Source organism: Flavobacterium sp. KH_001, assembly GCF_057840745.1.
Map to the genome: position 1 here is coordinate 4,833,043 of NZ_CM174520.1, position 23,118 is coordinate 4,856,160.

21 protein-coding genes are annotated in these 23,118 nt (G+C 35.5%); 10 read left to right on the forward strand and 11 right to left on the reverse strand.

Annotation, left to right across the window (positions count from 1 at the left end; translation table 11 throughout):
• Window positions 1–71 precede the first annotated feature (71 nt).
• The 7 genes from AC3ITQ_RS20485 to AC3ITQ_RS20515 all read left to right on the forward strand — a co-directional run bounded on the left by AC3ITQ_RS20485 (window position 72) and on the right by AC3ITQ_RS20515 (window position 6,260).
• The gene (locus AC3ITQ_RS20485; RefSeq protein WP_074658528.1) at window positions 72–731 is read left to right on the forward strand and encodes a response regulator transcription factor; all 660 of its coding nucleotides are present in this window, start codon (window positions 72–74) and stop codon (window positions 729–731) included.
• A gap of 97 nt (window positions 732–828) precedes the next feature.
• Window positions 829–2,307 (forward strand): MFS transporter, encoded by a 1,479-nt coding sequence (locus AC3ITQ_RS20490; protein ID WP_489235950.1) that lies wholly within the window; start codon window positions 829–831, stop codon window positions 2,305–2,307.
• A 91-nt stretch (window positions 2,308–2,398) separates the two neighbouring features.
• Window positions 2,399–3,661 carry an alginate export family protein gene (locus AC3ITQ_RS20495; RefSeq protein WP_489235951.1) on the forward strand — a complete coding sequence of 421 codons (1,263 nt, stop codon included), beginning with the start codon at window positions 2,399–2,401 and terminating at the stop codon, window positions 3,659–3,661.
• Window positions 3,662–3,799: 138 nt separating this feature from the next.
• Window positions 3,800–4,165, forward strand: a complete 366-nt coding sequence (locus AC3ITQ_RS20500) for a hypothetical protein (protein WP_489235952.1) — start codon at window positions 3,800–3,802, stop codon at window positions 4,163–4,165.
• A gap of 234 nt (window positions 4,166–4,399) precedes the next feature.
• The gene (locus AC3ITQ_RS20505; protein ID WP_489235953.1) at window positions 4,400–4,888 is read left to right on the forward strand and encodes a GRAM domain-containing protein; all 489 of its coding nucleotides are present in this window, start codon (window positions 4,400–4,402) and stop codon (window positions 4,886–4,888) included.
• 31 nt (window positions 4,889–4,919) lie between these two features.
• Window positions 4,920–5,633 carry an endonuclease/exonuclease/phosphatase family protein gene (locus AC3ITQ_RS20510; RefSeq protein ID WP_489235954.1) on the forward strand — a complete coding sequence of 238 codons (714 nt, stop codon included), beginning with the start codon at window positions 4,920–4,922 and terminating at the stop codon, window positions 5,631–5,633.
• 3 nt (window positions 5,634–5,636) lie between these two features.
• The gene (locus AC3ITQ_RS20515; RefSeq protein WP_489235955.1) at window positions 5,637–6,260 is read left to right on the forward strand and encodes a class I SAM-dependent methyltransferase; all 624 of its coding nucleotides are present in this window, start codon (window positions 5,637–5,639) and stop codon (window positions 6,258–6,260) included.
• Window positions 6,261–6,319: 59 nt separating this feature from the next.
• Here AC3ITQ_RS20515 and AC3ITQ_RS20520 read toward each other — a convergent pair whose 3' ends face one another.
• From AC3ITQ_RS20520 to AC3ITQ_RS20540, 5 genes are all read right to left on the reverse strand, one after another.
• On the reverse strand, window positions 6,320–7,126 hold the full coding sequence (locus tag AC3ITQ_RS20520) for an ABC transporter ATP-binding protein (RefSeq protein WP_489235956.1): 807 nt from the start codon (window positions 7,124–7,126) through the stop codon (window positions 6,320–6,322).
• 122 nt (window positions 7,127–7,248) lie between these two features.
• Window positions 7,249–8,136, reverse strand: coding sequence for a nitrate ABC transporter permease (ntrB, locus tag AC3ITQ_RS20525; RefSeq protein ID WP_489235957.1), 888 nt, complete (start codon window positions 8,134–8,136; stop codon window positions 7,249–7,251).
• Between the two features lie 24 nt (window positions 8,137–8,160).
• The gene (locus tag AC3ITQ_RS20530; protein WP_489235958.1) at window positions 8,161–9,390 is read right to left on the reverse strand and encodes a CmpA/NrtA family ABC transporter substrate-binding protein; all 1,230 of its coding nucleotides are present in this window, start codon (window positions 9,388–9,390) and stop codon (window positions 8,161–8,163) included.
• Window positions 9,391–9,418: 28 nt separating this feature from the next.
• Window positions 9,419–10,858: an alginate export family protein gene (locus tag AC3ITQ_RS20535; RefSeq protein ID WP_489235959.1), complete on the reverse strand. Its 1,440-nt coding sequence runs from the start codon at window positions 10,856–10,858 to the stop codon at window positions 9,419–9,421.
• Between the two features lie 443 nt (window positions 10,859–11,301).
• A complete protein-coding gene (locus AC3ITQ_RS20540) occupies window positions 11,302–12,006 on the reverse strand; it encodes a Crp/Fnr family transcriptional regulator (protein ID WP_026984541.1) in 705 nt (234 codons plus the stop codon).
• 187 nt (window positions 12,007–12,193) lie between these two features.
• Here AC3ITQ_RS20540 and AC3ITQ_RS20545 point away from each other — a divergent pair, with 187 nt between their 5' ends.
• The 3 genes from AC3ITQ_RS20545 to AC3ITQ_RS20555 all read left to right on the forward strand — a co-directional run bounded on the left by AC3ITQ_RS20545 (window position 12,194) and on the right by AC3ITQ_RS20555 (window position 18,237).
• A complete protein-coding gene (locus tag AC3ITQ_RS20545) occupies window positions 12,194–15,712 on the forward strand; it encodes a molybdopterin-dependent oxidoreductase (protein ID WP_489235960.1) in 3,519 nt (1,172 codons plus the stop codon).
• A 296-nt stretch (window positions 15,713–16,008) separates the two neighbouring features.
• The gene (locus tag AC3ITQ_RS20550; RefSeq protein ID WP_489235961.1) at window positions 16,009–17,439 is read left to right on the forward strand and encodes a rubredoxin; all 1,431 of its coding nucleotides are present in this window, start codon (window positions 16,009–16,011) and stop codon (window positions 17,437–17,439) included.
• Window positions 17,440–17,598: 159 nt separating this feature from the next.
• The gene (locus AC3ITQ_RS20555; protein ID WP_489235962.1) at window positions 17,599–18,237 is read left to right on the forward strand and encodes a hypothetical protein; all 639 of its coding nucleotides are present in this window, start codon (window positions 17,599–17,601) and stop codon (window positions 18,235–18,237) included.
• A 230-nt stretch (window positions 18,238–18,467) separates the two neighbouring features.
• Here the strand turns inward: AC3ITQ_RS20555 and moaA are convergent, their stop codons facing one another.
• The 6 genes from moaA to cobA all read right to left on the reverse strand — a co-directional run bounded on the left by moaA (window position 18,468) and on the right by cobA (window position 23,113).
• Complete coding sequence (gene moaA, locus AC3ITQ_RS20560; protein WP_489235963.1) at window positions 18,468–19,475, reverse strand: GTP 3',8-cyclase MoaA; 1,008 nt, start codon at window positions 19,473–19,475, stop codon at window positions 18,468–18,470.
• Entirely contained in the window at window positions 19,462–20,376 is a 915-nt protein-coding gene (gene moaCB / locus AC3ITQ_RS20565) for a bifunctional molybdenum cofactor biosynthesis protein MoaC/MoaB (protein WP_489235964.1), read from the reverse strand. The genes moaA and moaCB overlap by 14 nt, the downstream gene beginning before the upstream one ends.
• Complete coding sequence (locus AC3ITQ_RS20570) at window positions 20,369–20,806, reverse strand: molybdenum cofactor biosynthesis protein MoaE (protein WP_072972525.1); 438 nt, start codon at window positions 20,804–20,806, stop codon at window positions 20,369–20,371. Before AC3ITQ_RS20570 ends, moaCB begins: the two co-directional genes overlap by 8 nt.
• A 189-nt stretch (window positions 20,807–20,995) precedes the next feature.
• Entirely contained in the window at window positions 20,996–22,075 is a 1,080-nt protein-coding gene (gene moeB / locus AC3ITQ_RS20575; protein WP_489235965.1) for a molybdopterin-synthase adenylyltransferase MoeB, read from the reverse strand.
• A gap of 10 nt (window positions 22,076–22,085) precedes the next feature.
• Complete coding sequence (locus tag AC3ITQ_RS20580) at window positions 22,086–22,322, reverse strand: MoaD/ThiS family protein (protein ID WP_489235966.1); 237 nt, start codon at window positions 22,320–22,322, stop codon at window positions 22,086–22,088.
• Window positions 22,322–23,113, reverse strand: coding sequence for a uroporphyrinogen-III C-methyltransferase (gene cobA, locus AC3ITQ_RS20585; protein ID WP_489235967.1), 792 nt, complete (start codon window positions 23,111–23,113; stop codon window positions 22,322–22,324). The genes AC3ITQ_RS20580 and cobA overlap by 1 nt, the downstream gene beginning before the upstream one ends.
• Between the last annotated feature and the right edge of the window lie 5 nt (window positions 23,114–23,118).

Genomic DNA, 23,118 nt, shown 5'->3' on the forward strand with positions numbered 1-23,118 from the left:
AAATTACGTATATTAGCATCTTCTTTATAGATGAATATACGTAAAAATTCAGAATCAAAATTAAGTAAAATATGAGTGCTACTATTCGAGTTGTCCTGGCAGATGATCATGTATTTGTAAGAGATGGAATAAAATCTTTACTGGAAAACGAAGCAAACATCGAGGTTGTGGGCGAAGCTATTGACGGTGCCGACGCTCTTGAAGTGGTCGCTGACAGTAAGCCCGATTTACTTATAGTAGATATTCGTATGCCCAACTTAACCGGCATCGAGGTAGTAGAAAAACTTAGAAGTGAGAATAATGATGTAAAAATCATTATGCTTTCTATGCACGAATCTGAAGAATACGTATTGAAATCGATTAAAGCCGGAGCCGATGGTTATTTATTGAAAGGTTCAAGCAAAGAAGAATTTCTAAAAGCCCTTCATACTGTTGCCGCTGGTGGAAAATATTTCAGTGGAGATATCTCATCAATACTTATTGGACAACTAACCAACTCTTCTGCTTCATTAGAACCTAAACAAAACTTAGGTGAAGAAATGATGATTACGAAAAGAGAAAAAGAAATCCTGACGCTTTTATTATCCGGTAAAGGAAATAAAGAAATTGCCGAAGCTCTTGATATCAGTAAGCGTACTGCCGAAGTGCACCGTTTTAACCTAATGAAAAAACTGAAAGTAAAAAATCTAATGGAACTTTCGAATAAAGCGACGGAGTATTCTTTATTATAAAAAACTACGTATAATTACGTAATTATTTCTGAAAAACTGCGTTTTCGCAGTTTTTAACTACGTTATAGTACTTATTTTTGTTAAAAAATTAAGTGCTATGAAAACTACAAACTCACTCTCGCAATCACACAAAATTTTATTCTTAAATACCCTGGCTTTTACCGTGTGTTTCGCCTGTTGGACTTTAAATGGTGTTTTAGTAACCTTTTTAGTTGATAATGGTATTTTTCACTGGAGCGTTGTTCAGGTGGGCTGGCTGCTTGGAATTCCGATTCTGACCGGATCAATTATGCGTTTGCCAATAGGTATTTTGACGGATAAATTTGGCGGAAAATATGTTTTTTCACTTTTACTCCTACTCTGCTCGATTCCGTTATTTTTATTGCCTCTTGCAGACAGTTTTATAACATTCGCCTTATTGAGTTTTTTATTCGGAATGGTCGGAACCAGTTTCGCTGTCGGAATTGGATATACTTCTATCTGGTATCCAAAAGAATGGCAGGGACGTGCTTTAGGAATTTTCGGAATGGGAAATGCGGGTGCTGCAATTACTACTTTTTTAGCGCCATCATTATTAAATCATTTTGCTATCGAAGATCCTCAAAATGGTTGGAAAATATTGCCTGTAATTTATGGTGTAGCACTGGTTGTAATTGGAATAGCCTTTTTAATTTTCGCTAAAAACAAAAAAATAGAAAACAATACCAAAAGTGTTTCACAAATGCTGCAATCCTTAAAATCTGCCAGAGTTTGGCGTTTTGGAGCGTATTACTTTTTAGTTTTTGGGTGTTTCGTGGCTTACTCACAATGGTTGTTACCCAATTTCATGAACGTGTATCAAACGAGTTTGGTCATGGGTGGATTATTTGCAACGCTTTTCAGTTTGCCATCAGGAGTAATTAGAGCATTTGGCGGTTATTTATCCGATAAATTTGGAGCCAGAAAAGTGATGTATTGGGTTTTAAGTTCTTCTGTTGTTTTAAGTGCTTTATTAATGGTTCCGAAAATGGAAATCACAACTACAGGACCCGGAGTTTTGGCTACCAAGAAAGGAACAATAACACAAGTTTCAAACGATAAAATTAAAGTTGGAGATACTGATTTTGCTGTTGCTCAGAAAAACGAAACTGATGCTGAAAACGCCATTTTCCCAACCAAAACTTCATGGCAGCAAGTGGTAGTACAACAAAACCAAACAGTGAAGAAAAAAGAACTTTTAGCCAAAGGAATTACGGTAATTAAATTTGATGCCAATATGTGGGTTTTCCTGGTTTTGGTTATTCTAATCGGGATTTCGTGGGGAATTGGAAAAGCAGCGGTTTACAAACATATTCCGGAATACTTTCCGACAGAAGTTGGTGTTGTGGGCGGAATGGTTGGAATGATTGGTGGATTAGGTGGTTTCTTTGGACCGATTATCTTTGGATACCTATTAACGGCAACCGGAATCTGGTCAAGTTCATGGATTTTTATTCTTATATTCTCTGCTATTTGTTTGATTTGGATGCATTATACCATCACCAAAATTATGAACGAAAAACAACCTATTTTATCTCGTGTTATTGATCGTAATTAGCCTCTTATCGCCTCTTAAAAACATGATATTTGTCAGTTAAAAAGTAATCCTATTCTTATAATATTGCGACTTATTTTTAATAAATCACAATATGAAAAAATCAGGAATAATTCTTTTAGCGCTGATGGGGATGATCACAGCAGGTGTACAGGCACAAGAATTAGATGCAAATTTACAAATCAGACCCCGTTTCGAGTATCGAAATGGGTACAGAACACTTTTACCGGAAGGTCAGGAAGGAACGTCTCAAATTTCGCAGCGTACGAGATTAAATTTTAATTACAAACAAGATCAGTTAAGTACAAAATTAACGCTGCAAAACATCAGAACCTGGGGAGATGTTCCGACCACGACACTTGCTGATAAAAATAGTGTTACCCTTTTTGAAGCCTGGGCGCAATATGATATAAACGAAAAATGGAGTGCGCGTGCCGGCCGACAAGTATTAGCCTACGATAATCAGCGTATTATGGCCGAAATGGATTGGGCACAACAAGGACAAAGTCACGATGCGTTAGTGGTTTCTTTTCATCCTGAAAATCATCAATTGGATATAGGAGCAGCTTATAATTCAACTGCAGAAAACATTATCCAGACGCCTTACACGGTAACAAATTACAAAGCGATGCAATACGCATGGTTTCATTCTACTTATGAAAATTTTGGTGCCAGCTTATTGTTTTTGAATACAGGTTACGAATATGAAAATATTCAAAAGAAACTATTGGTTGATTACAAGCAGACTTTTGGAACCTATCTAACGTACAAAACCAAAAAAATTGACACGAATCTTGGCCTATACGGGCAAACCGGAAAAAATGCTGACAAACAAGTTAGTGCCTGGTATGCCGGAGGTAGTTTTGGCTATACTTTAACCGATTCGTTTAAAGCTTGTTTGGGGTACGAATTTTTATCAGGAAAAGATACAAACGATAAAAGTACTGTCATCAAATCTTTTTCTCCTATTTTCGGTAATAATCATGCTTACAACGGTTTTATGGATTATTTCTATGTTGGCAATTACCAAAATACAATGGGTCTGGAAGATGCTTATTTAAAACTGAATTATGCTAGCAACAAATGGCAGTTTACTTTGATTCCACATGTATTTAATACTCCGAATAAAATTGTAACGCCGCTTAGAAATGAAGAATTGAAACATTATTTAGGAACTGAAATTGATTTTACAATAGGCTATAATTTCAAAAAAGACATTACACTTACGGGAGGTTATTCTCAAATGTTTGGCTCTAAAACGTTGGAATTTTTAAAAGCTGGTGACGCAGGTCACACCAATAATTGGGCATGGATGATGGTTTCTGTGAATCCCAGAATTTTTAGTTGGAAAAAATAGTTTTTCTTTAAAATTAACCTATATAATTTACCCTTTTCCTATTTCGGAAAAGGGTCTTTTTTTTTCTCTTAATAAAATGTTATTATTTGCTTTAATTAATTATATTTGAATCGATTATGAACCCCCAATTCTATCCAAATGAAACAATTTTTAAAACTATCTATGTTGACATTTTTTGTCACTCACACTGGCATTGGCCAAAAATTCAATGACACTTTAATTTCAAAAAACTCAGAAATTAATTTTGCAAAAACACAAAAAAGAGGAATTAAAAAAAACAACATTGTTTATTATGTTGAAAACGACCTGCAAACCATATCTGCCTACAAAGGAAGCAAATTGAAATGGCAAACCAATGTAATTTCTATTTGTGGAAAACCAAAAAATGGAAATCCTGAAATAAGATATGTAGGATATAATACAGACAAGCTACTTATCGTGATGGGAAAACACAATTTTGCCGAAATTGACATCAGCAATGGTATAACAAAACTTGTGGGTTAATATTAAGATATAAAGCGATATTAATCTAAATCGCATTTATCCTTTAATAATGAAACTCATAACCTGGAATTGCAAAATGGCATTCAGAAGTACAAACTGCGCTTTTTCAAACTTAGAAAAAGCGCAGTTTTATTTTATAATAATCTATATCATCTTGCATTAATTCGTAATTTAGTCCAACTTAAAAGACTATTTAATTAAAAAGTACCCTATCAAATATTACCTATAAGTTAAATGAAAAGATTAAAATATTCACTATTTTCAGGATTAGGAACTAGCATTTTTTTTACTATCTATTTTTATTTTAAAGAAAACTTTCCCATTGATGTTTTATTAGTAGTAGCCGTTTTTGTTTTTATTTTTATGACTTTAATATCATATTTTAAAATGTTTTCAACTATCGCCAATGAAGAAATTTTATTTCAGAAACTAAAAAACATAAATTATTCAGGTAGAGCGAACCATTATATAAATGGAATTACCGTTGGAGGAAATCTATATCTGGCAAACAACCAACTTGTATTCCAAACTAACATTTTAAACTTTTTACAAAAACACGAATGCATAATTAACCTTGAAGATATTATTGCAGTAGAATTTGAAAAAACTTTAAGAATGGTTAACAATGGATTATTAATAAGAACTAAAAATGGCCAAGAACAATTTGTTGTAACAAATAGGGAAATTTGGAAAGATCAAATTGAAAATAGAACTAAAATATGATTTAAGATCTTCTAAAACAAAATCAATTCTAATGAAACTCATAACCTGGAATTGCAACATGGCATTCAGAAAAAAGGCAGCATTCATTCTGCCTTACAATCCTGATATTGTCGTAATTTCTGAGTGTGAAAATCCTGAAAAACTCAAATTCCCTGCTGACTCAAAACTTCCAACCGACATTCTTTGGTACGGTACAAATCCGCATAAAGGAGTTGGTGTTTTTTCTTATGGCGATTATCGGTTTCAATTGTTGGATTGTCATAATCCGAGCTTTAAAAACATTCTACCTATCGCCGTTACTGGCGGAGCAATTGATTTTACTTTGTTTGCGGTTTGGGCCAATAATCCTGAAGATAAAGACGGACAATACGTCACTCAGGTTTGGAAAGCTATTAACTATTACGAAGATCTAATTAGAGAGACCAAAACGATTTTGATTGGTGATTTCAACAGTAATACCATTTGGGACAAACCTCGTCGGGAAGGAAACCATACTACAGTGGTAAACAAACTCGAAACAAAGAAAATCTACAGTACCTACCATAAATATTTCAATCAGATTCAGGGTAAAGAAGAGCATCCTACTTTGTATCTTTATCGTCATGAAAATAAACCTTATCATCTTGATTATTGTTTTGCTTCAAATGATTTTATAGAAGTTCTGGACCATGTCGAAGTCGGAACTTATCACGACTGGACTATGCACAGTGACCACAAGCCTTTAATTATTAACTTTAATCTATAAATAATGAATGACACCTGGACGGAAAGATGGAACGACCGCTACAGCAACGCAGCATTTGCGTATGGCGAGGAACCCAATAATTTCTTTAAAGAACAAATCGAAAAACTAAATGCCGGAACGATTCTTTTTCCTGCTGAAGGCGAAGGCCGAAATGCTGTTTACGCCGCAAAATTAGGCTGGGAAGTTACTGCTTTTGATATCAGTGCAGAAGGAAAAAACAAAGCTTTAAAACTGGCTGAAGCCAATAATGTAACCATCGATTATAAAGTTGGAGCATTAGAAACACTAAATTATCAATCCGAACAATTTGATGCGATTGCCTTGATTTACGCTCATTTTCCAGCTGAAATCAAATCCCCTCTTCATCAAACACTTGAAACTTATTTACGAAAAGACGGGATTATTATTTTTGAAGCTTTCAGTAAAAAACATTTAGAATATCTGGCAATAAATGACAAAGTTGGCGGACCAAAAGATATTGAATCTTTATTTTCAATTGAAGAAATAAAAGCCGATTTCCCAAACTACGAATTCATTCAACTAGAAGAAACAGAAATCGAACTGAACGAAGGTTTATTCCATAACGGAAAAGGTTCCGTAATTCGATTTGTTGGAAGGAAAAAATAAAACTTAATGTTGAGACGCAAAGATTTGCGTCCCAACAGAACATCTCAACTTAATTCTCTTTAATTTTTATACTTCATTCCCATATCTTCAATAGAGAATTTGTCTGTCAATAAATGTAGTAATTTATCTCTCAAAGCAATATATTCAGGCATTTTTACGATTTCAATTTTGTTTCTCGGTCTTGGCAAATGCACTTCTACAATTTCTCTTATAGTCGATGCCGGACCATTATTCAGCACTACAATTCTATCGGATAAAAACAAAGCCTCTTCAATATCATGCGTAATCATAATGATTGTTTTTTCCCTGTTGTCTAAATTCCACAATTTCAAAACTTCCAATTGCATTGATCCTTTGGTTAAGGCATCTAAAGCTCCGAAAGGTTCATCTAAAAGCAATACTCCCGGATTTATGGCAAATGCTCTCGCAATAGCAACTCGTTGTTTCATTCCGCCCGAAAGTTGTCCTGGTAATTTATCTTTATGTTCAAACAGATTCACCATTTTTAGGTTCTCAATCACAATTTCGTGTTTCTCTTTTTTAGAGCAATTCATAACCGAATCAACAGCCTGAAAGATATTCTGTTCTACTGTTAGCCAAGGCAAAAGTGAATAATTCTGAAAAACGATTCCGCGATCCGGTCCCGGCCCTTTTATCTTTTGATTGTCTAATTCTACTGAACCTCCAGTTGGTGTCAGCATCCCGCCAATAGCATTCATAATAGTCGATTTTCCACAACCCGAATGCCCGATAATCGAAATGATTTCTCCTTTTTGAATGGATAAATTAATATCACGAACAGCAATGTATTTCCCTTTTGGAGTTGGAAATGATATCTCTAAATTTTTGATTTCTAAATAACTCATGGATTTTGATTTTAGATTGTTGATTTTAGATTTTAGATTTCTGGAGGTTTCAGGTTTCAGGTTTCAGGTTTTAAGTTTAAAAACCTTTGTCCCTTTGCAACTTTGAACCTTTGCACCTCTAATTAAGCTTTATAAGAAACTTTATTTTCTATAAACGTGAAGAATTTATCGAATATCAAACCCACTATTCCGATGATGATGATGGCTGAAATTACTTTTTCAAGACTTAAGGCGTTCCAACTGTCCCAAACGAAGAAGCCGATTCCTGCTCCGCCTGAAAGCATTTCTCCTGCTACAATTACCAACCATGCAACACTAATACTCAAACGTAATCCGGTTATAATGTGGGGCAAGCTAAACGGAATTAATATTTTGGTGAGGTAACGCATTTTAGAAAAACCAAATGCCTTTGCTACATTTTTATGATCTTGCGGAATAGAAGCGATTCCGAAAGAAGTATTGATTAAGGTTGACCATAACGAGGTAATGAAAACGATAAATATAGTTGCCATTCCCGTGTCTTTAAAAACAACCAATCCAATTGGAAACCATGCCAAAGGCGAAACCGGTTTTAAAAGCTGTACAATTGGATACATAATTTGTTTGCAAATCGTACTCGCTCCCATCAAAATTCCAATTGGGATTGCTACTAATGAACCTAATAAAAAGCCCAGTAAAACGGTTTTTATCGAATTGAATAATTGCAATCCGATTCCTTTATCGTTCGGTCCGTAATCGTAAAACGGATCGCTTAACATTTCTTTCAAAACAGTAAAAGTAGCCAGCGGTCCCGGAAGTGCATCTTTCGTATAGAAACTCAACAAACTCCAAAAACCAATAAACAAAGCGATTCCGATTCCTGCAAATGCAGTTGATTTTAGTTTAATCGCAATTGCATTTAAAATCAATTTTAATTTCTCATTTCTTACCGTATCAATCGCGGTATTATCCATCAAAACTTCTGTTTGATCCGCGATATCGTTTAGCGTTAAAGTATCTTTATTAGACATGATATTCTGATTTAAATTAAAAAATTATTTTTTAACCACTTTTAAATATGCCGCAGGATTTGAGGGATCAAAAACCGTTTTATCCATTGTTAGCGAGAAAGGTTTCATATCATCATTTGGCACTTTTACTTTCATGCTTTTCGCCACTTCTTCGTATAAATCCTGTAGAATCAATTTATCAGCAATCGCTTTATAGTTTGGTGCTTCTTTCAAATATCCAAATCGAACATATTGCGCCATAGCCCAAATCGCGTACGATTTTCTAGGATAATTTACCAAACCGCCTTTGTAAAACAACATATAATCTTTGGCATAAACTTCCGTTCCCTGGTTGCAGCCCAAATCGTAATTTCCAATTAATCTGTTTTCAATAACATCAGCGGGAGCATTTACATAAGGTGCTTTCCCAATTATGGCTGCCGCTTTTTTACGATTAGCAGGATTGTCTAACCAAATACAGGCTTCTAAAACGGCTTTCATCACTTTTACAAGATCAGTTCTGCGTTTTTCACTAAATTCTTTGTTCACAACCAAAGCTTTTTCAGGGTGATCTTTCCAGATATCTTGTGAAGCGACTTGTGTAAAACCAATTCCCTGTTTCACTGCAACACCGCCCCAAGGCTCTCCAACACAATAGCCATCCATATTTCCCACTTTCATATTCGCTACCATTTGCGGAGGCGGGATCGTAATAATTTTAGATGTTTTTTGATTTACGCCCGCAATGGCCATCCAGTTTCTCAACCATAAATCGTGCGTTCCTCCCGGGAAAGTCATAGCAAAAGTCACTTCTTTTTCTGCCTTAAGCTTAGCAGCCACAACGGGTGCAATTTTATTCATTTGTTTGAAACCTACTTTCCCGCAAAAATCATTTGAAAGTGTAATCGCCTGCCCGTTCACATTCAGCATCATAGCGATTTTCATTTCAGAACCTGCTTTTCCTCCTACCCCGGTGTAAACCGAAAACGGCATTGAATACAGACAGTGCGCTCCGTCTAATTCACCGGTTAAAATCTTATCACGAACATTGGCCCATGAAGATTCTTTGGTTACCACTACTTCGACTCCATACTTTTTAAACAATCCTAATTCTTTTGCCATTACGATAGGAGAACAATCCGTTAGCGGAATAAATCCGAGTTTTACTGGATCATTCTGAGCTAATACTTCCGAAAAAGAAACGGCTAAAACGAGTATTAAAGTCAGTACTATTCTTTTAAAAACTTCTGATGTATTTGTCTGTATTTTTTTCATTTTTAAGAAATTTAAAAGTTATTGGTTTTTATTTTTTAGCTAAAAAATTAGGTTTGATATTTAGCATTACATAAGCAAACTGAGGGCTTAAATCGGCATTGGCAACATTTTTAACCGCTGCAGAAGCCATAGAATTCGTAGCTTTCATAAAAGAATAACCTGCTTCGATATTGATGATTTTGGTCAGGTTGTATTTTACAAGTAAATCCAGTTCGGTTCCTAAATAAGAGTTTAGTTTTCCGCCTGCTCCGTTAGATAAAGTATTTGCCGATTCAAAACCATGAATGTCTAATGCAAAACTTAAATTGTCTTTGGCGTTGTATTTTATTTTGAAGAAATAATCCAGCAAACCTTGTTTTCCAAAGCCATTGGCAGCATAAAAATAATCCATGCTTCCCCAGAATTTATGAGGCGTTCCGTAAAGCGGATCAAATCGATTGTCTTTTGAATCAGCCGTCACTGTTTTAGTTCCGTCATCACCCGATAAAAAATCAACTCCAGGACCAATGAACAATTTTCTTCCTACTTGTAAGGTTGATGTAATCGAAAATAAGTTGGCGTTTAATGATCTTCCATCTTTATTTTTTCCACCTTGATAGTAGTAGCTTCCCACCAAATTTAATTTTCTCGTAACATTAGTGTTAAAGTAAACTCCGGTTGTATTTCGGCTCCAAACTCCCGTTCCGTTCACTTTTGTAGTTACTGCTGGCGTTCCTGCAGTCACTAAAGTATATTTATTAAAATCATCCTTGAAGAATAAAAAAGACAAGTCACCAAAGAAGAACTTTTTCCCTACATAAGCATATTGAAATGATTTGTACATCGTCCCAATTCCGTTAGTACCTGCGCCATACGCCGGATTTGTACCATTGTAAACTGTCCCTGCATTATTTTCCTTATTCTGATTGAAAGCAGCTCCCACATCAGCAATCCAGCCTTTATTCGCGAATTTGAAAACAATTGCATCATGACGTCTTCCTTGTTGCAACCAGTCTAAACTGCCTAAGACTTTTTGATCGTCATAAGAGATTTCCTGACGTCCCGCTTTTATTGACAGATTCTGAATCGTACTCACCGTATCATTCAAAAAAATCTCCGCCCAGGCTTCATGCAATATAATTCCGTTATTTGCTTCTGTTGTTGTTCTGTTGATAGAGGAAGCATCTTGTCCCCAAACACGAACGTCTTGTACTGCGGTAAATATTTTAAATCTATATCCGGAATATCCTGCGTTTAATCTTGTTCTCTGACTTGTAAATATTGCTGCTTTATCGCCTTCTTGTTGTAAAGTTCCTTGTCCGGCACGCATTTCAACACGGTCTCTTAACTGACCTGTAAGTGTAAATTGCGCTTGTGCTTCATAGCTTCCAAAAATTGTAAGTGCAAAACCTAACAATATAGATTTTGAAAGTTTTGATAAAAAAATAGTGTTGTGGTTTTTTAATATAGGATTGGTTAATTTGCTCATAATAATTTGTTTTGATTTGTATGAAGCAAATTTATATACGTATAAATACTTAAGTACAATACTTATGCCATGTTAAAACATTTTTTTTAACCCATAAAAAGCGTTTGAAAGTCAATTTGTTTTCTGTGTTTTCGCATGAAGTTGGGATTAAGTCCCGTAAAATAAGAGATTTTAGGAATTACGTAATTTACTTAATTGGAGAATTAGATAATGTGGCAATTAGATAATTAGATAATTTTTGGAAGAAAGAGAATAGAATATAGAGCAAAGAAGCAAGAAGTAAGAAGCAAGAATAAAGAGTATAGAATATAGAGAAAAGAGGAATGGATTTGTATTATTATGGGTACAAACGTGAAACGTGAAACCTGAAACGTGAAACTTGAAACTTGAAACTTGAAACCTGAAACTTGAAACCTGAAACTTGAAACAAAGAAAACCTGAAACTAAAAATACTTATGTTCCATGATTTCTGATTGGAGTTTTGGAATGGCGAGGATGCCAATTCTTTTGCCTACGGTTTTTATTAGTGACTCTTTTTTAAGGCTTGAAAGTACGCGAATTACTTGCTCTTCAGTAGTTCCGGCGAAGTCTGCTATTTCTTTTCTTGAGAGTTCGATGTCTATTAAACCGTTCATTTGGCCGAATTTTCTGTGGATATACAATAACAAATCGATTACGCGCTCACGTACATTCATGTGGGCGATTTTGCGGATATTGTTCTCGCTTTTATTAAGTTCATCGGCGTAAAACAACATTAAGGCATACGTAAATTCGGGTACGTTTTGAAGAATCTCCATCATGGTTTCGTTGCTGAAATTACATAAAACCGTATCTTCCAACGCATAAGCACCAATGAGATAGCGTTTGCTGGTTCCGAAACCACGAAAGCCAATTGTGTCACCATTTTTAGTAAGTCTAACAATTTGCTCGCGGCCGTTAATTCCGGTTTTAACCGTTTTTACTTTTCCCTTGCAAATAAAATAAAGTCCCTGAATTGGAGCACCTTCGATGATAAACTGCTGCGATTTTTTGCAAACAAAACTATGCTTCTTCTGAACATATTGTTTCATTTGCTCCAGATGCAGATGCTTTTTAATAAAACAGTTTTCATTGGCGCAGGAATAACAAATGGCTTGCTCGTCTTTCATGAGTCCTAAATTTTAATCGATTTAAAAACTAATTTGTTGTTCCTCATTTATTTTCATCAAAAATAGAAAAATAATTTCAAAAAATACGTATTTATACGTAAAAATACTTATTTTTGTCTAAGTCAAATACGTGAGGCATTTAGGACTGGGCATAATTACTATAGTTGTATTTAAAAAAGAAGCTGTAATGCAAAATACCAAAATCAAAACTACCTGTTCATATTGTGGCGTCGGCTGCGGAATTATCGTTACTAATGATGCCAAAAATGGTGTGATGGTTACGGGCGATAAGGACCATCCGGTAAATAAAGGAATGTTGTGTTCTAAAGGAATGAACTTGCATTACGTAGTCAATGATACTTCAGACCGAATTTTATATCCTGAAATGCGAGGCAGCAAATCCTACCCGCTGGAACGTGTTAGCTGGGACACTGCTCTTGATCGCGCCGCAGCGGTTTTTACTTCTATCATAAAGAAACACGGTCCTGATAGCGTTGGGTTTTACATTTCTGGCCAATGTTTAACGGAGGAATATTATTTGGTCAATAAACTGGTAAAAGGTTTTTTGAAAACCAATAACATAGACACCAATTCGAGACTTTGTATGAGTTCTGCGGTTGTGGGTTATAAAAAGACTTTTGGAGAAGATTCTGTACCGATTTCTTATGACGATATCGAACTGGCAGATACTTTCCTGATTACCGGTGCTAATCCCGCCTGGTGTCATCCTATTTTATTCAGAAGAATTGAAAAACACAAAGAGAATAATCCGAAAATAAAAATTATTATTGTTGATCCGAGACGAACAGATACGGCCGCTTTCGCCGATTTACATCTGCAAATTATTCCTGGATCTGATATTATTTTATACCATGCTCTTGCGAAACGCATTATCGAAAAAGGATACGTAGATCATGATTTTGTAAAGAATCACGCTGAAAATTTCAAACAATATAAAGACTTAGTTTTAGGAACTTCGCTTGAAAAAGCGTCTAAACTATGCGGCATTTCCGTAAACGATATTAAACTTGCCGCCGATATTATCGGAAAAGCAAAAGGGTTTATTTCGCTTTGGGCAATGGGATTGAATCAAAGTGCTGTTGGTGTTGATAAAAATACGGCTTTACTTAATTTATCTTTATTGACCGGGCAAATTGGGAAACCGGGCTCTGGTCCTTTTTCCTTAACAGGACAACCCAACGCAATGGGCGGACGTGAAGTCGGCGGAATGGCAACGCTTCTGGCTGCGCACAAAGACATTGCAAATCCGGAACATCGTAAAGAAGTGGCTGATTTCTGGGGAGTTGACGAAATATCAGACAAACCGGGATTAACAGCAACCGAAATGTTTGAAGCATTAGAATCAGGCAAAATGAAAGCCGTTTGGATTATCTGTACCAATCCGATGGTGAGTTTACCGGACTCCCGACGTATTGAAAAAGCACTACAAAATGCCAAATTCGTAGTAGTTCAGGATATTTCACATAATGCCGATACTTCAAAATATGCCGATCTTTTATTGCCTGCCGCCGGTTGGTTAGAAAAAGAAGGTACGATGACCAATTCAGAGCGTCGTATCTCTTATTTGCCAAAAGGAATCAATGCTCCCGGAGAAGCGCTCCCGGACATTGAAATCTTAATTCGCTTTGCTAAAAAAATGAATTTCAACGGTTTCAATTTTAATAGTGCCGAAGAAGTTTATAAAGAACATTGCGCACTGACGAAAAACACCAATATTGATATTTCATTTCTAAATTATCATCGTTTAAGAACCGAAGGTACTTTTCAATGGCCCGTTCCTGATTACGGACATCCGGGAACGCCACGCCTTTTTACAGATAAAAAATTCTATACACCATCAAAAAAAGCCATTTTCAATTTACCAACGGCTATTGAAAATACTTCAGAACAACCAAGTCCGCAATTTCCATTTATCCTAACAACAGGAAGGGTTCGCGACCAATGGCATACGATGACCAAAACCGGAAAAGTATCGCGTTTAATGACGCATACACCAAGTCCGGTTTTAGAAATTAATCCGATTGACGCTTATAAAAACGACATCAAAAATGGTGATATTGTAATTGTTTCGAGCAAAAACGGAGAAGTTCGTGTAAAAGCAAAAGTAACCGATTCCATCAGAGAAAAAGTAGTGTTCCTGCCAATGCATTGGGGAAAACAGCTCGATAATGATTTGAACCGAACCAATAATTTAACCAATACCGTTGTTGATCCTGTTTCAAAAGAGCCGGATTTTAAATACACGACTGTTGCCATAACCAAATATGTAAAACCTTTCCAGAAAATTGCCATTGTAGGTGCCGGAGCAGCCGCTTTCAGATTTATTCAAAATTATCGCGAATTCAATTCAACCGATGAAATTATTGTTTTTTCGAATGAAGTAAATCCGTTTTACAATCGCGTTTTACTGCCGGAATACATGACAGGCGAATTTACCTGGCAACAATTATTAAAAGTAAAAGACGGTGAAGCTTTAAATAAACTAAAAATAACGATGAAAGCCGGCGTGGCAATTGATAAAATAAATGCAACGGCAAAAACCATAACAGATAGCTTAGGCGAAACCCACACTTTCGATTCTCTAATTTTAGCAACAGGAAGCCGTCCTTTCATTCCTGAAAATGCACAACTTCATTTACCTGGACGTTTTACAGTTCGACGTAAAGAAGATGCCGACCGACTAAAAGCCTATCTTGACAATACTAATTTACCTCCGGAAGAACAGCATGTTGTCATTATTGGTGGTGGATTATTAGGATTGGAATTGGCAGCTGCCTTAAAACATAAAAAAGTAAAAATCACTATAATTCAACGAGCTTCTCGTTTGATGGAACGTCAATTGGATTTGATTTCGAGTAAATTATTGGCTGAGGAAGTTCAGCTTCGTGACATCCAGATTTACTTTGATAATGAAGTCAGTACGGTTTTTGAAACGGAGAATCCAAACGAACTGGAAATCGCCCTTAAAAGTGGCAGAATCATTACGGCAAATACGATCGTGTATACGATCGGAACTATTCCGAATATCGAAATTGCCCGAGAAACAGGACTTGCCTGCGGTCGTGGCGTAAAGGTAAATCAGTATTTACAATCTTCAAATCCTGATATTTATGCGATTGGAGAAATTGCAGAATTTGATAATAAACTGTTCGGAATCACATCTGCTGCAGAAGAGCAGGCTGATATTTTGGCTAACTATTTAGCAGGTGATATCAGCAGTTATTACAAGGGCTCCGTTTTAATGAACATTCTGAAACTGGAAGATATCAATCTTTGCAGCATTGGAGATATTGAGATTCCGGAAAACGATGATTCATACGAAGAAATTGTTTTTGCCGATCTAAAACAGCGTTATTACAAAAAATGCATAGTTAAAAATGATCTGCTCGTCGGAGCTATTTTAATGGGAGACAAAAATGAATTTGCTGAGTTCAAAACGATGATTGAAAGCAAAATCGAATTATCAGACAAGCGAAATTCATTATTAAGAGGAAGTTCAAATGCTAAACCGGTATTAGGAAAATTAGTGTGTTCCTGCAGTCAGGTTGGAGCCGGAAACATTGAAGAAACCATTAAAAGCGGTGTCAACAACTTCACCGACTTATGTAAAAACACCGGAGCCGGATTGGGCTGCGGAAGTTGTAAAACCGAAGTAAAAGAGATTTTAGCGAAATGCAAGGTTTAGTTTATTTCTTTGCTTTGAACATAAATTTTACCACAGAGTTCACAAAGGTTTTTCGCAAAGTTTCGCAGAGATTTTTTTAATGTATGTTTAATAAGTAGTCAAAGTTCACAAAGCTTTGAGCAAAAATGTTAGCGTATAGCTTTGTGAACTTATTTCGATAGAAAACAATTTACACAGAATATAAACCTTTGTGAAACTTTGCGAAAAACCTTTGCGAACTTTGCGGTTAGATCAGCACAATCCAGCAACCCAAAACTTGAAACTAAAAAAAACTTGAAACCTGAAACAAAAAGCATATGGAATTGACAAGATTAATAGTAAAAGGAGGCGTTATTTCGCCAGGAGAATTACGTGAAGTAGTCAATATGGCAATGGATCATGGTTTGGATTCGATTTCATTTGGATCAAGACAGGATATCATTTTCCCAAAAGGATTAAATCTTTCCAGCAAAGAAAAAATCGGGAAACATCATTTTGTTTTTCCAAATGAAAAAAGTGGTAACAACATTGTTTCATCGTATGTTTCAACTGATATTTTCAGAAATACCAATTGGCTTACGGGAAACAAATTCTTATATATTTTAGAGCAGTTCAAAGAACAGCCAAAGCTAAAAGTCAACATTAATGACCCTAAGCAACAGTTAGTTCCGTTGTTTACAGGTCATTTAAACTTTATTGCTTCGGAGCATGAAGATTACTGGTACTTATACATTCGTTTGCCAAAATGGGAACGTATGGAAGTTTATCCAGTTTTGATTTACAGCTGGGATATTGCTACTTTTTATTATGAAATTGAGAAAATCGTTTCTGAAGAATCTTATGGAATTGATATGATTTTCAGCTTGGTCAGTGAAGCTTTAGATACCAATAACAGAACAATTGACAAGCCATTGAATGTTCCTTTTTATCCTTTCCCCTATTACGAAGGAATGAACCGAATGGGGATTGATCAGTATTGGTTAGGTTTATATTGGAGAAATAACTTGTATGATCTGGATTTTCTAAAAGAAATGTGCGATTTATGTTTTGATTGTAAAATCGGAAAAATATGTATCACACCCTGGAAGTCATTTATCGTGAAAGGAATTCCGAAGGATCGAAAACTGGAATGGGAGAAATTTCTCGGCAAAAAAGGAATCAACGTCCGTCACTCCTTATTAGAATTAAATTGGCATTTACCGGTCGCTATGGAATGGGCTTTGAATCTGAAAACCTTTTTGGTTCGAACACTTGATCAATTTGATATTAGTACCTACGGATTGACTTTCGGAATCTCGGAATACAATCGCGACGGCCATTATTTTACTTCGATTGTAGTTGAAAAAAATGAACTGCCAGCAGCCTTAGAATCAATTAAAATTCGTGATACCTATAATGTTTTATTTGCAAAGAATTTCGATCCAAATACTCGTGAATATATCGTGCATTCACAGGATATTGACAAACTAGAACTGCCAACTATCTTAATTGAATTAAGTCGAAAATACTTTGAAGAATTAGGAAATTCTATTCCGGAATCAACAGAAAACACACAGAAAAAAGAGAAAACGCAATTGGACATTTACCAATGCCAGGAATGTTTAACACTTTATAATTCGGAATACGGTGATGAAAGTCAGGGAATTCCAAAAGGGATTTTATTTACCGATTTAGCTGAAAGTTATTGCTGTTCTTTATGTGAAGCACCTAAAAGTAATTTTAAGATTCTGGAGGCTGTAGAAAATTAATTGCGTTAGCAATTAAATTCTTAAGGAAAATCTTAACATTTACGTATGCAAATATTGCTTAAATTTAGCTTTACTAAAATTTGATGTTATCACAACTTTATTAATTTGTTTTGATAATCAATTAATTAAAGTCTATTTTACTCTATAAAACATACCATTATGATAAAAAGAACAACCAGAACCCCAGCCGTTAAAAAAACTGAAACACCAGCAACAGAACCTACAAAAGAAACTACTGAAAATACAACAGAAGTTAAACCCGCTGCACAAACTCCGGCGCCAAAAGCAACAACTCCAAAAGCTCCGGTTAAAAGAGCACCACGAACTGCGGCTAAAACTCCGGCAGCAACTGTAAAAGCAACGGCTCAAACTCCGGTAAAACCAGCTTCAAAAAGTACTCCGAAAGCAATAGTTAAAAGAGTAACAACAGCCGCACCTAAAACTGGAGAAGTTACTCCTGAAATCATTGAAATTAAAACGATTGAAAAGCCTAAGGATAATCAAGCTATTTTAAATATTGAAGAAATTGCCTTGGAGATTGTAAAAAACAAATCAAAGGACAAAAAAGTAAAAAGTAAGCTCAAAGAGAAAAAAGAAAAAGCTAAGAAAAGAGAAAAAGCGATAAAAGCAGTTATAAAAAAACTCGAAAAAGCTAAAAAAGCAAAGCTAAAAGCGGAGACGAAAAAGAAAGAAAAAGCTAAAAAAGAAAAGGAAAAGAAAGCAAAAGCGAAGGCTAAAAAGGCAGAAAAAGAAAAAGCTAAAAAAAGTAAATCAAAGGATAAAAAGAAGAAAAAATAATTATTTGAAGAAGGTTTGACTTGATTAAAGTTGAACCTTTTTTTGTGATTGAGATTTACCTAAGCGTCTCGCTTGTCATCGCGAGGAACGAAGGATCATACTCGGGATTCGATAAAGATTGGCGATATTGATTGTGGAGTTTCTAGTGTGATCCCTCGCTCCTCGGGATGACAAGATTGAGTGATTATCTTTGTCAAAGTTCTAAACTTTGACAAAGATTCTCTCGAAGCTCATCCCCCAATCGCAATCATACTACGATTGTCAAAATGCAATGCCGGATCATCCATTTCAGAAACCGTAACCATTCCTGCCCTAACCTTCTTTTTATTTTTAATAGATTCTGAAATCAAATTGGTAATGGATTCTCCATTTCTAAAAGCTGTCAATAAATCAGTTTCTGAATTAGAGAACAGACAATTCTTGATTTTACCATTTGCCGTCAGGCGGATTCTGTTGCAGCCATCACAAAACGGATTTGTAATGGAACTTATGATTCCGAAATCACCTTGAAAACCTTTTATTTTATAGGTTCTCGCTGTGAAGTTTTTTTCATCTTCTAATTTTTGAATTTCTTCAGATGAAAATGCATTATTTACTTCTGATAAAATCTCATTTTGAGAAACCATTTTGCTTCTGTCCCACTCATTTCCTGCAAAAGGCATAAATTCGATAAAGCGAACAGAAATCGGTAAAAACTGCGTTAACTGGACAAAATCAGTAATTTCATTTTCATTAAATCCTTTCATTAAAACAACATTCACTTTTACGTGAAAATCATTATTTAAAAGCAAGTGCAAATTATCAATTACCTTTTCAAACTGATTTCGAAGTGTTATCGTGTGAAATTTAGACGAAACCAAAGTGTCTAAACTCAAATTGATTTTTTTGATATTGGCTTCTTTCAAAGCATCAATATGACGGTCAATTAAAATACCATTTGTGGTAATCGAAAGTGATGTTTTTAAAGTTGCTAATTTAGAAATAATCTCCGGAAAATCTTTTCTTAATAAAGGTTCTCCACCCGTCAACCTAATTTTATCAACGCCATTTTCTACGAAGATTTGAGCCACAGCAAAAATCTCATCAGCCGTCATTAAACTGGCTTTTGGAGACAATGCGATTCCGTCAGCAGGCATGCAATACGTACAACGCAAATTGCATTTCTCCAGCAACGAAATACGCAAATAATTGTGTTTTCGTCCAAAATCATCCGTTAAAATGGTTTTAGAGGGTGTCATGATTTTTTCCTTTTAAAATATGAAAAACGTGCATTACATGCGGAAAAACAGCATCCATCGATTCTCTGGCTCCGTTTGTTGATCCCGGCAAAGCCAAAACCAAACTTTTTCCTAATGTTCCTGCTACAGTTCTTGATAACATGGCATACGGCATTCTTTGTTGCCCGTAATTGCGAATTGCTTCTTCAATTCCGGGAATTCTGCTTTCTAATAACGGTGATAATGCTTCCGGTGTTACATCTCTTGGAGACAAACCTGTTCCTCCCGTAAAAATGACCAACTGATGCTCTTCGGCGAAAACCTTTGTTCTTTCCTGAATAATATCAATTTCATCCGGAATAATCTCATAATGCGAAGTTTCAACTCCGTAAGAATTCAACTTTTCAACAATGATTTTTCCGGAACGATCTTGTTTGTCTCCTGCAAAAATCGAATCGGAACAAACAAAAACGGCTGCTTTTATTACGTTTGGGAATTTATTTTTGAAAGAAGATTTTCCGCCTTCTTTATTTATTAATTTGATAGTCGAAATTTCGATTTCCTTATCAATCGGTTTCAACATATCGTACATCGTAAGCGCTACAATCGAAGCGCCGTGCATGGCCTCCACCTCAACTCCGGTTTTATAAACTGTTTTTACATTGAAGATAATCTGAATCGTCAGACCTTCAATTTTGTATTCCACAGAAGTAAATTCAATTGGAATAGGATGACAATCCGGAATGGACAAATGCGTGTTTTTAACTGCAAATAATCCTGCCGTTTTTGCCATTTCAAGCACATTTCCTTTTGGAACCAAATTATTAACCACAGCATCAATTGTTTCCTGTTTGCTGACTTTGACAATTGCTGTAGCCGTTGCGGCTCTTAAAGTGTTTATTTTATGCGTAATATCAACCATTAGTATTTTGTTTCCAGGTGAATGTATCGTTTTCAAACATTTCTTTACCAAAAATCGGTACATCTGTTTTGATCCAGTTTACGATGGCTTCTGTTGCTTCATAAACTTGTTTTCTGCGCGTTGCCGAGACAAATACAAACAAACAAATTTCGCCTGCTTTTACAACGCCTAAACTATGATAAATATGCATACAGGTTAAGTCGAATTTAGCGAAAGCCTTCTCACGAATTGCGTGCAAAGCTTCGTTGGCCATATCCGTATAAGCTGAATAATCAATGGCAACAACAGTATTGTCGTGAATCACATCGGCACGAACTTGTCCCAAAAAAATATTGTGTGCCCCAATCGTATGTTTTGATTGGTGTTTGGCGATTGATTCGGCTATGAATTCAGGAGCAATTGGCCCTTCTACAAATACATTTTTACTCATTTTTCTGTTTTTTTGCCACAGATTACACAGATTAATATGATTTTTTCTTGCCACGAATTACACAAATTTTCACTAATTTTTATTTTGATTGTGAGAATTAAAACTTTTAATTCGTGAAAATTTGTGTAATTCGTGGCAAACAAATCATCGCAAAGAATTTAAAATCCTTTTAATCTGCGTAATCTGTGGCTATACCTTAATTTTTTCTTCTTTAAATATTTGGCTTAAAGCCAAAGCTCCACCAGCAATACTTTTTACATTTTTGAAATTCTTTTTCCGAAGTAATTCAGCTGCGACTTTACTTCTGATTCCGGATTGACAATAAACATAAATTGTTTGATTTGCATTCAAGTTTTCAATTTCGCTTTCTAAATTCATGAGCGGAATCTGAATTCCATTTTTGAAATTAATTTTCGGAAGTTCACCTTCATTTCGAACATCCAAAAACAACACCTCATCATTATCTATTTCATTCAAAATTACCTCTGCAGCAATTTCTTCAATCTGATTTTCAGTTACTTTATATTTTTCTTCAAAAGTCTTTTTATCCGGTTTAGCAATTGTATTCTTCTCAAAGTCATACTTTTGCTGCTCATTATTTAAAACATTATAAACCAGTATTTTACCACTCAACACCTCTCCTATTTCTAGAATCATTTTGATTACTTCATTTGCCTGAAGCATTCCTATAATTCCAACTGAAATCCCGATTACTCCGGCATCTTCACAATTTAGAGACTGGCTGCTTTCATCCGGATATAAACAGCGATATGTTGGTCCGTTTTGATAATTAAAAACCGAAACTTGTCCCTGAAATCTAAAAATAGATCCGTAAACCATTGGTTTATTTGTGACTACACAAGCATCGTTTATCAAATATTTTATTGAAAGATTATCTGTTGCATCAACTACAATATCATATTGTTCAAATAAGGAAACTGCGTTTTTTCCTGAAAGTTTTTCTGCAATCGCATTCACTTTCACTAACGGATTTAATTCCGAAACCATTGCTTTGGCTTGCTCCACTTTGTAATTCCCAACAGCCGAAGTTTTATAAATTACCTGACGCTGTAAATTGGAAACTTCTATAACATCATCATCAACAATTCCAATTTCACCGACACCGGCCGCAGCCAAATAAGGCAAAACAGCAGCACCCAAACCGCCTGCACCAATTATCAAAACTTTCGCTTTTGATAATTTGTACTGACCAGCCTCTCCTATTTCTGGGAGAATTATTTGTCGGTTATAACGTGTTGAATCCTTCATGATAATTTATTTATCCTCCTGCAAAAGGAGGTAACAATGCCACAATATCACTTGTTTTTAAAGCGAAGTTGGTGGCCTTTGGTACTATTTTTTGGTTTACTGCAACGCTGAAAGTAAGCGAATCGAACTGATATTTCTCCTCTAAATCCTGCAATAATTGTTGCAGTGAAACTTCAGAAAAAGGGATTTTTTCGAATTCACATTTGGTCCTTTCAGCCACAGCTCCAAAATATTTAACTTCGATCATTATTCTAAATTTAAATTCTGAAAGATAAACTCATCATCAAAATGCTCCTGAAAATAGGAAGTCAATTTTGAAGTATTTTTAACCACTTCACCAATCACAATAATGGCCGGAGAAGAAATCTTCTTTTCTGATACCAATTTAGTAATTGAACTTATAGTTCCAACTACTTTTTGCTCTGTATTTTTTGTTCCGTTTTGGATGATAGCTATCGGCAAATCATCAGTTCGGTTTTCTTTATAAATCGAAATTATTTCTTCCAGTTTATGCATTCCCATCAAAATCACCACCGTTGCAGCCGATTTTGAAGCCAAATATACATCTTTCGACAATTCGTGGTTAGATGTTGTTCCGGTAATTACCCAGAAACTCTCAGCAACCTGACGCTGTGTCAAACTAATACCAACTGAAGCTGGAACACCCAAAGCAGATGAAATTCCGGGAACAATAGCGGTTTCCAAACCAAATTGCTCAACATAATCAATTTCTTCGCTTCCTCTTCCAAAGATAAAAGGATCGCCACCTTTCAAACGCACCACATGTCCGTGTCGATTTGCCATCGAAACAATCAATTCGTTAATTTGATCCTGCGTATAGGCATGGCAGCCTAATCTTTTGCCCACAAAAACAATTTCTGCGTTTGTAGCGTATTGCAGTAATTCTTCGTTTACTAATGCGTCGTATAAAACAACGTCGGCACTTTCTAACGCCTTTATTGCTTTTAAAGTAATCAATTCAACATCTCCAGGACCTGCGCCTACAATTGTTAATTTTGGTGTTTTTGAGTTTCGCATAACTT

What these genes read in the sequence shown, in the direction of transcription:
- AC3ITQ_RS20485 (WP_074658528.1), top strand. Translation starts at nt 72, where the DNA reads ATGAGTGCTACTATTCGAGTTGTCCTGGCAGATGATCATGTATTTGTA.
- AC3ITQ_RS20490 (WP_489235950.1), top strand. Translation starts at nt 829, where the DNA reads ATGAAAACTACAAACTCACTCTCGCAATCACACAAAATTTTATTCTTA.
- AC3ITQ_RS20495 (WP_489235951.1), top strand. Translation starts at nt 2,399, where the DNA reads ATGAAAAAATCAGGAATAATTCTTTTAGCGCTGATGGGGATGATCACA.
- AC3ITQ_RS20500 (WP_489235952.1), top strand. Translation starts at nt 3,800, where the DNA reads ATGAAACAATTTTTAAAACTATCTATGTTGACATTTTTTGTCACTCAC.
- AC3ITQ_RS20505 (WP_489235953.1), top strand. Translation starts at nt 4,400, where the DNA reads ATGAAAAGATTAAAATATTCACTATTTTCAGGATTAGGAACTAGCATT.
- AC3ITQ_RS20510 (WP_489235954.1), top strand. Translation starts at nt 4,920, where the DNA reads ATGAAACTCATAACCTGGAATTGCAACATGGCATTCAGAAAAAAGGCA.
- AC3ITQ_RS20515 (WP_489235955.1), top strand. Translation starts at nt 5,637, where the DNA reads ATGAATGACACCTGGACGGAAAGATGGAACGACCGCTACAGCAACGCA.
- AC3ITQ_RS20520 (WP_489235956.1), bottom strand. Translation starts at nt 7,126, where the DNA reads ATGAGTTATTTAGAAATCAAAAATTTAGAGATATCATTTCCAACTCCA.
- ntrB (WP_489235957.1), bottom strand. Translation starts at nt 8,136, where the DNA reads ATGTCTAATAAAGATACTTTAACGCTAAACGATATCGCGGATCAAACA.
- AC3ITQ_RS20530 (WP_489235958.1), bottom strand. Translation starts at nt 9,390, where the DNA reads ATGAAAAAAATACAGACAAATACATCAGAAGTTTTTAAAAGAATAGTA.
- AC3ITQ_RS20535 (WP_489235959.1), bottom strand. Translation starts at nt 10,858, where the DNA reads ATGAGCAAATTAACCAATCCTATATTAAAAAACCACAACACTATTTTT.
- AC3ITQ_RS20540 (WP_026984541.1), bottom strand. Translation starts at nt 12,006, where the DNA reads ATGAAAGACGAGCAAGCCATTTGTTATTCCTGCGCCAATGAAAACTGT.
- AC3ITQ_RS20545 (WP_489235960.1), top strand. Translation starts at nt 12,194, where the DNA reads ATGCAAAATACCAAAATCAAAACTACCTGTTCATATTGTGGCGTCGGC.
- AC3ITQ_RS20550 (WP_489235961.1), top strand. Translation starts at nt 16,009, where the DNA reads ATGGAATTGACAAGATTAATAGTAAAAGGAGGCGTTATTTCGCCAGGA.
- AC3ITQ_RS20555 (WP_489235962.1), top strand. Translation starts at nt 17,599, where the DNA reads ATGATAAAAAGAACAACCAGAACCCCAGCCGTTAAAAAAACTGAAACA.
- moaA (WP_489235963.1), bottom strand. Translation starts at nt 19,475, where the DNA reads ATGACACCCTCTAAAACCATTTTAACGGATGATTTTGGACGAAAACAC.
- moaCB (WP_489235964.1), bottom strand. Translation starts at nt 20,376, where the DNA reads ATGGTTGATATTACGCATAAAATAAACACTTTAAGAGCCGCAACGGCT.
- AC3ITQ_RS20570 (WP_072972525.1), bottom strand. Translation starts at nt 20,806, where the DNA reads ATGAGTAAAAATGTATTTGTAGAAGGGCCAATTGCTCCTGAATTCATA.
- moeB (WP_489235965.1), bottom strand. Translation starts at nt 22,075, where the DNA reads ATGAAGGATTCAACACGTTATAACCGACAAATAATTCTCCCAGAAATA.
- AC3ITQ_RS20580 (WP_489235966.1), bottom strand. Translation starts at nt 22,322, where the DNA reads ATGATCGAAGTTAAATATTTTGGAGCTGTGGCTGAAAGGACCAAATGT.
- cobA (WP_489235967.1), bottom strand. Translation starts at nt 23,113, where the DNA reads ATGCGAAACTCAAAAACACCAAAATTAACAATTGTAGGCGCAGGTCCT.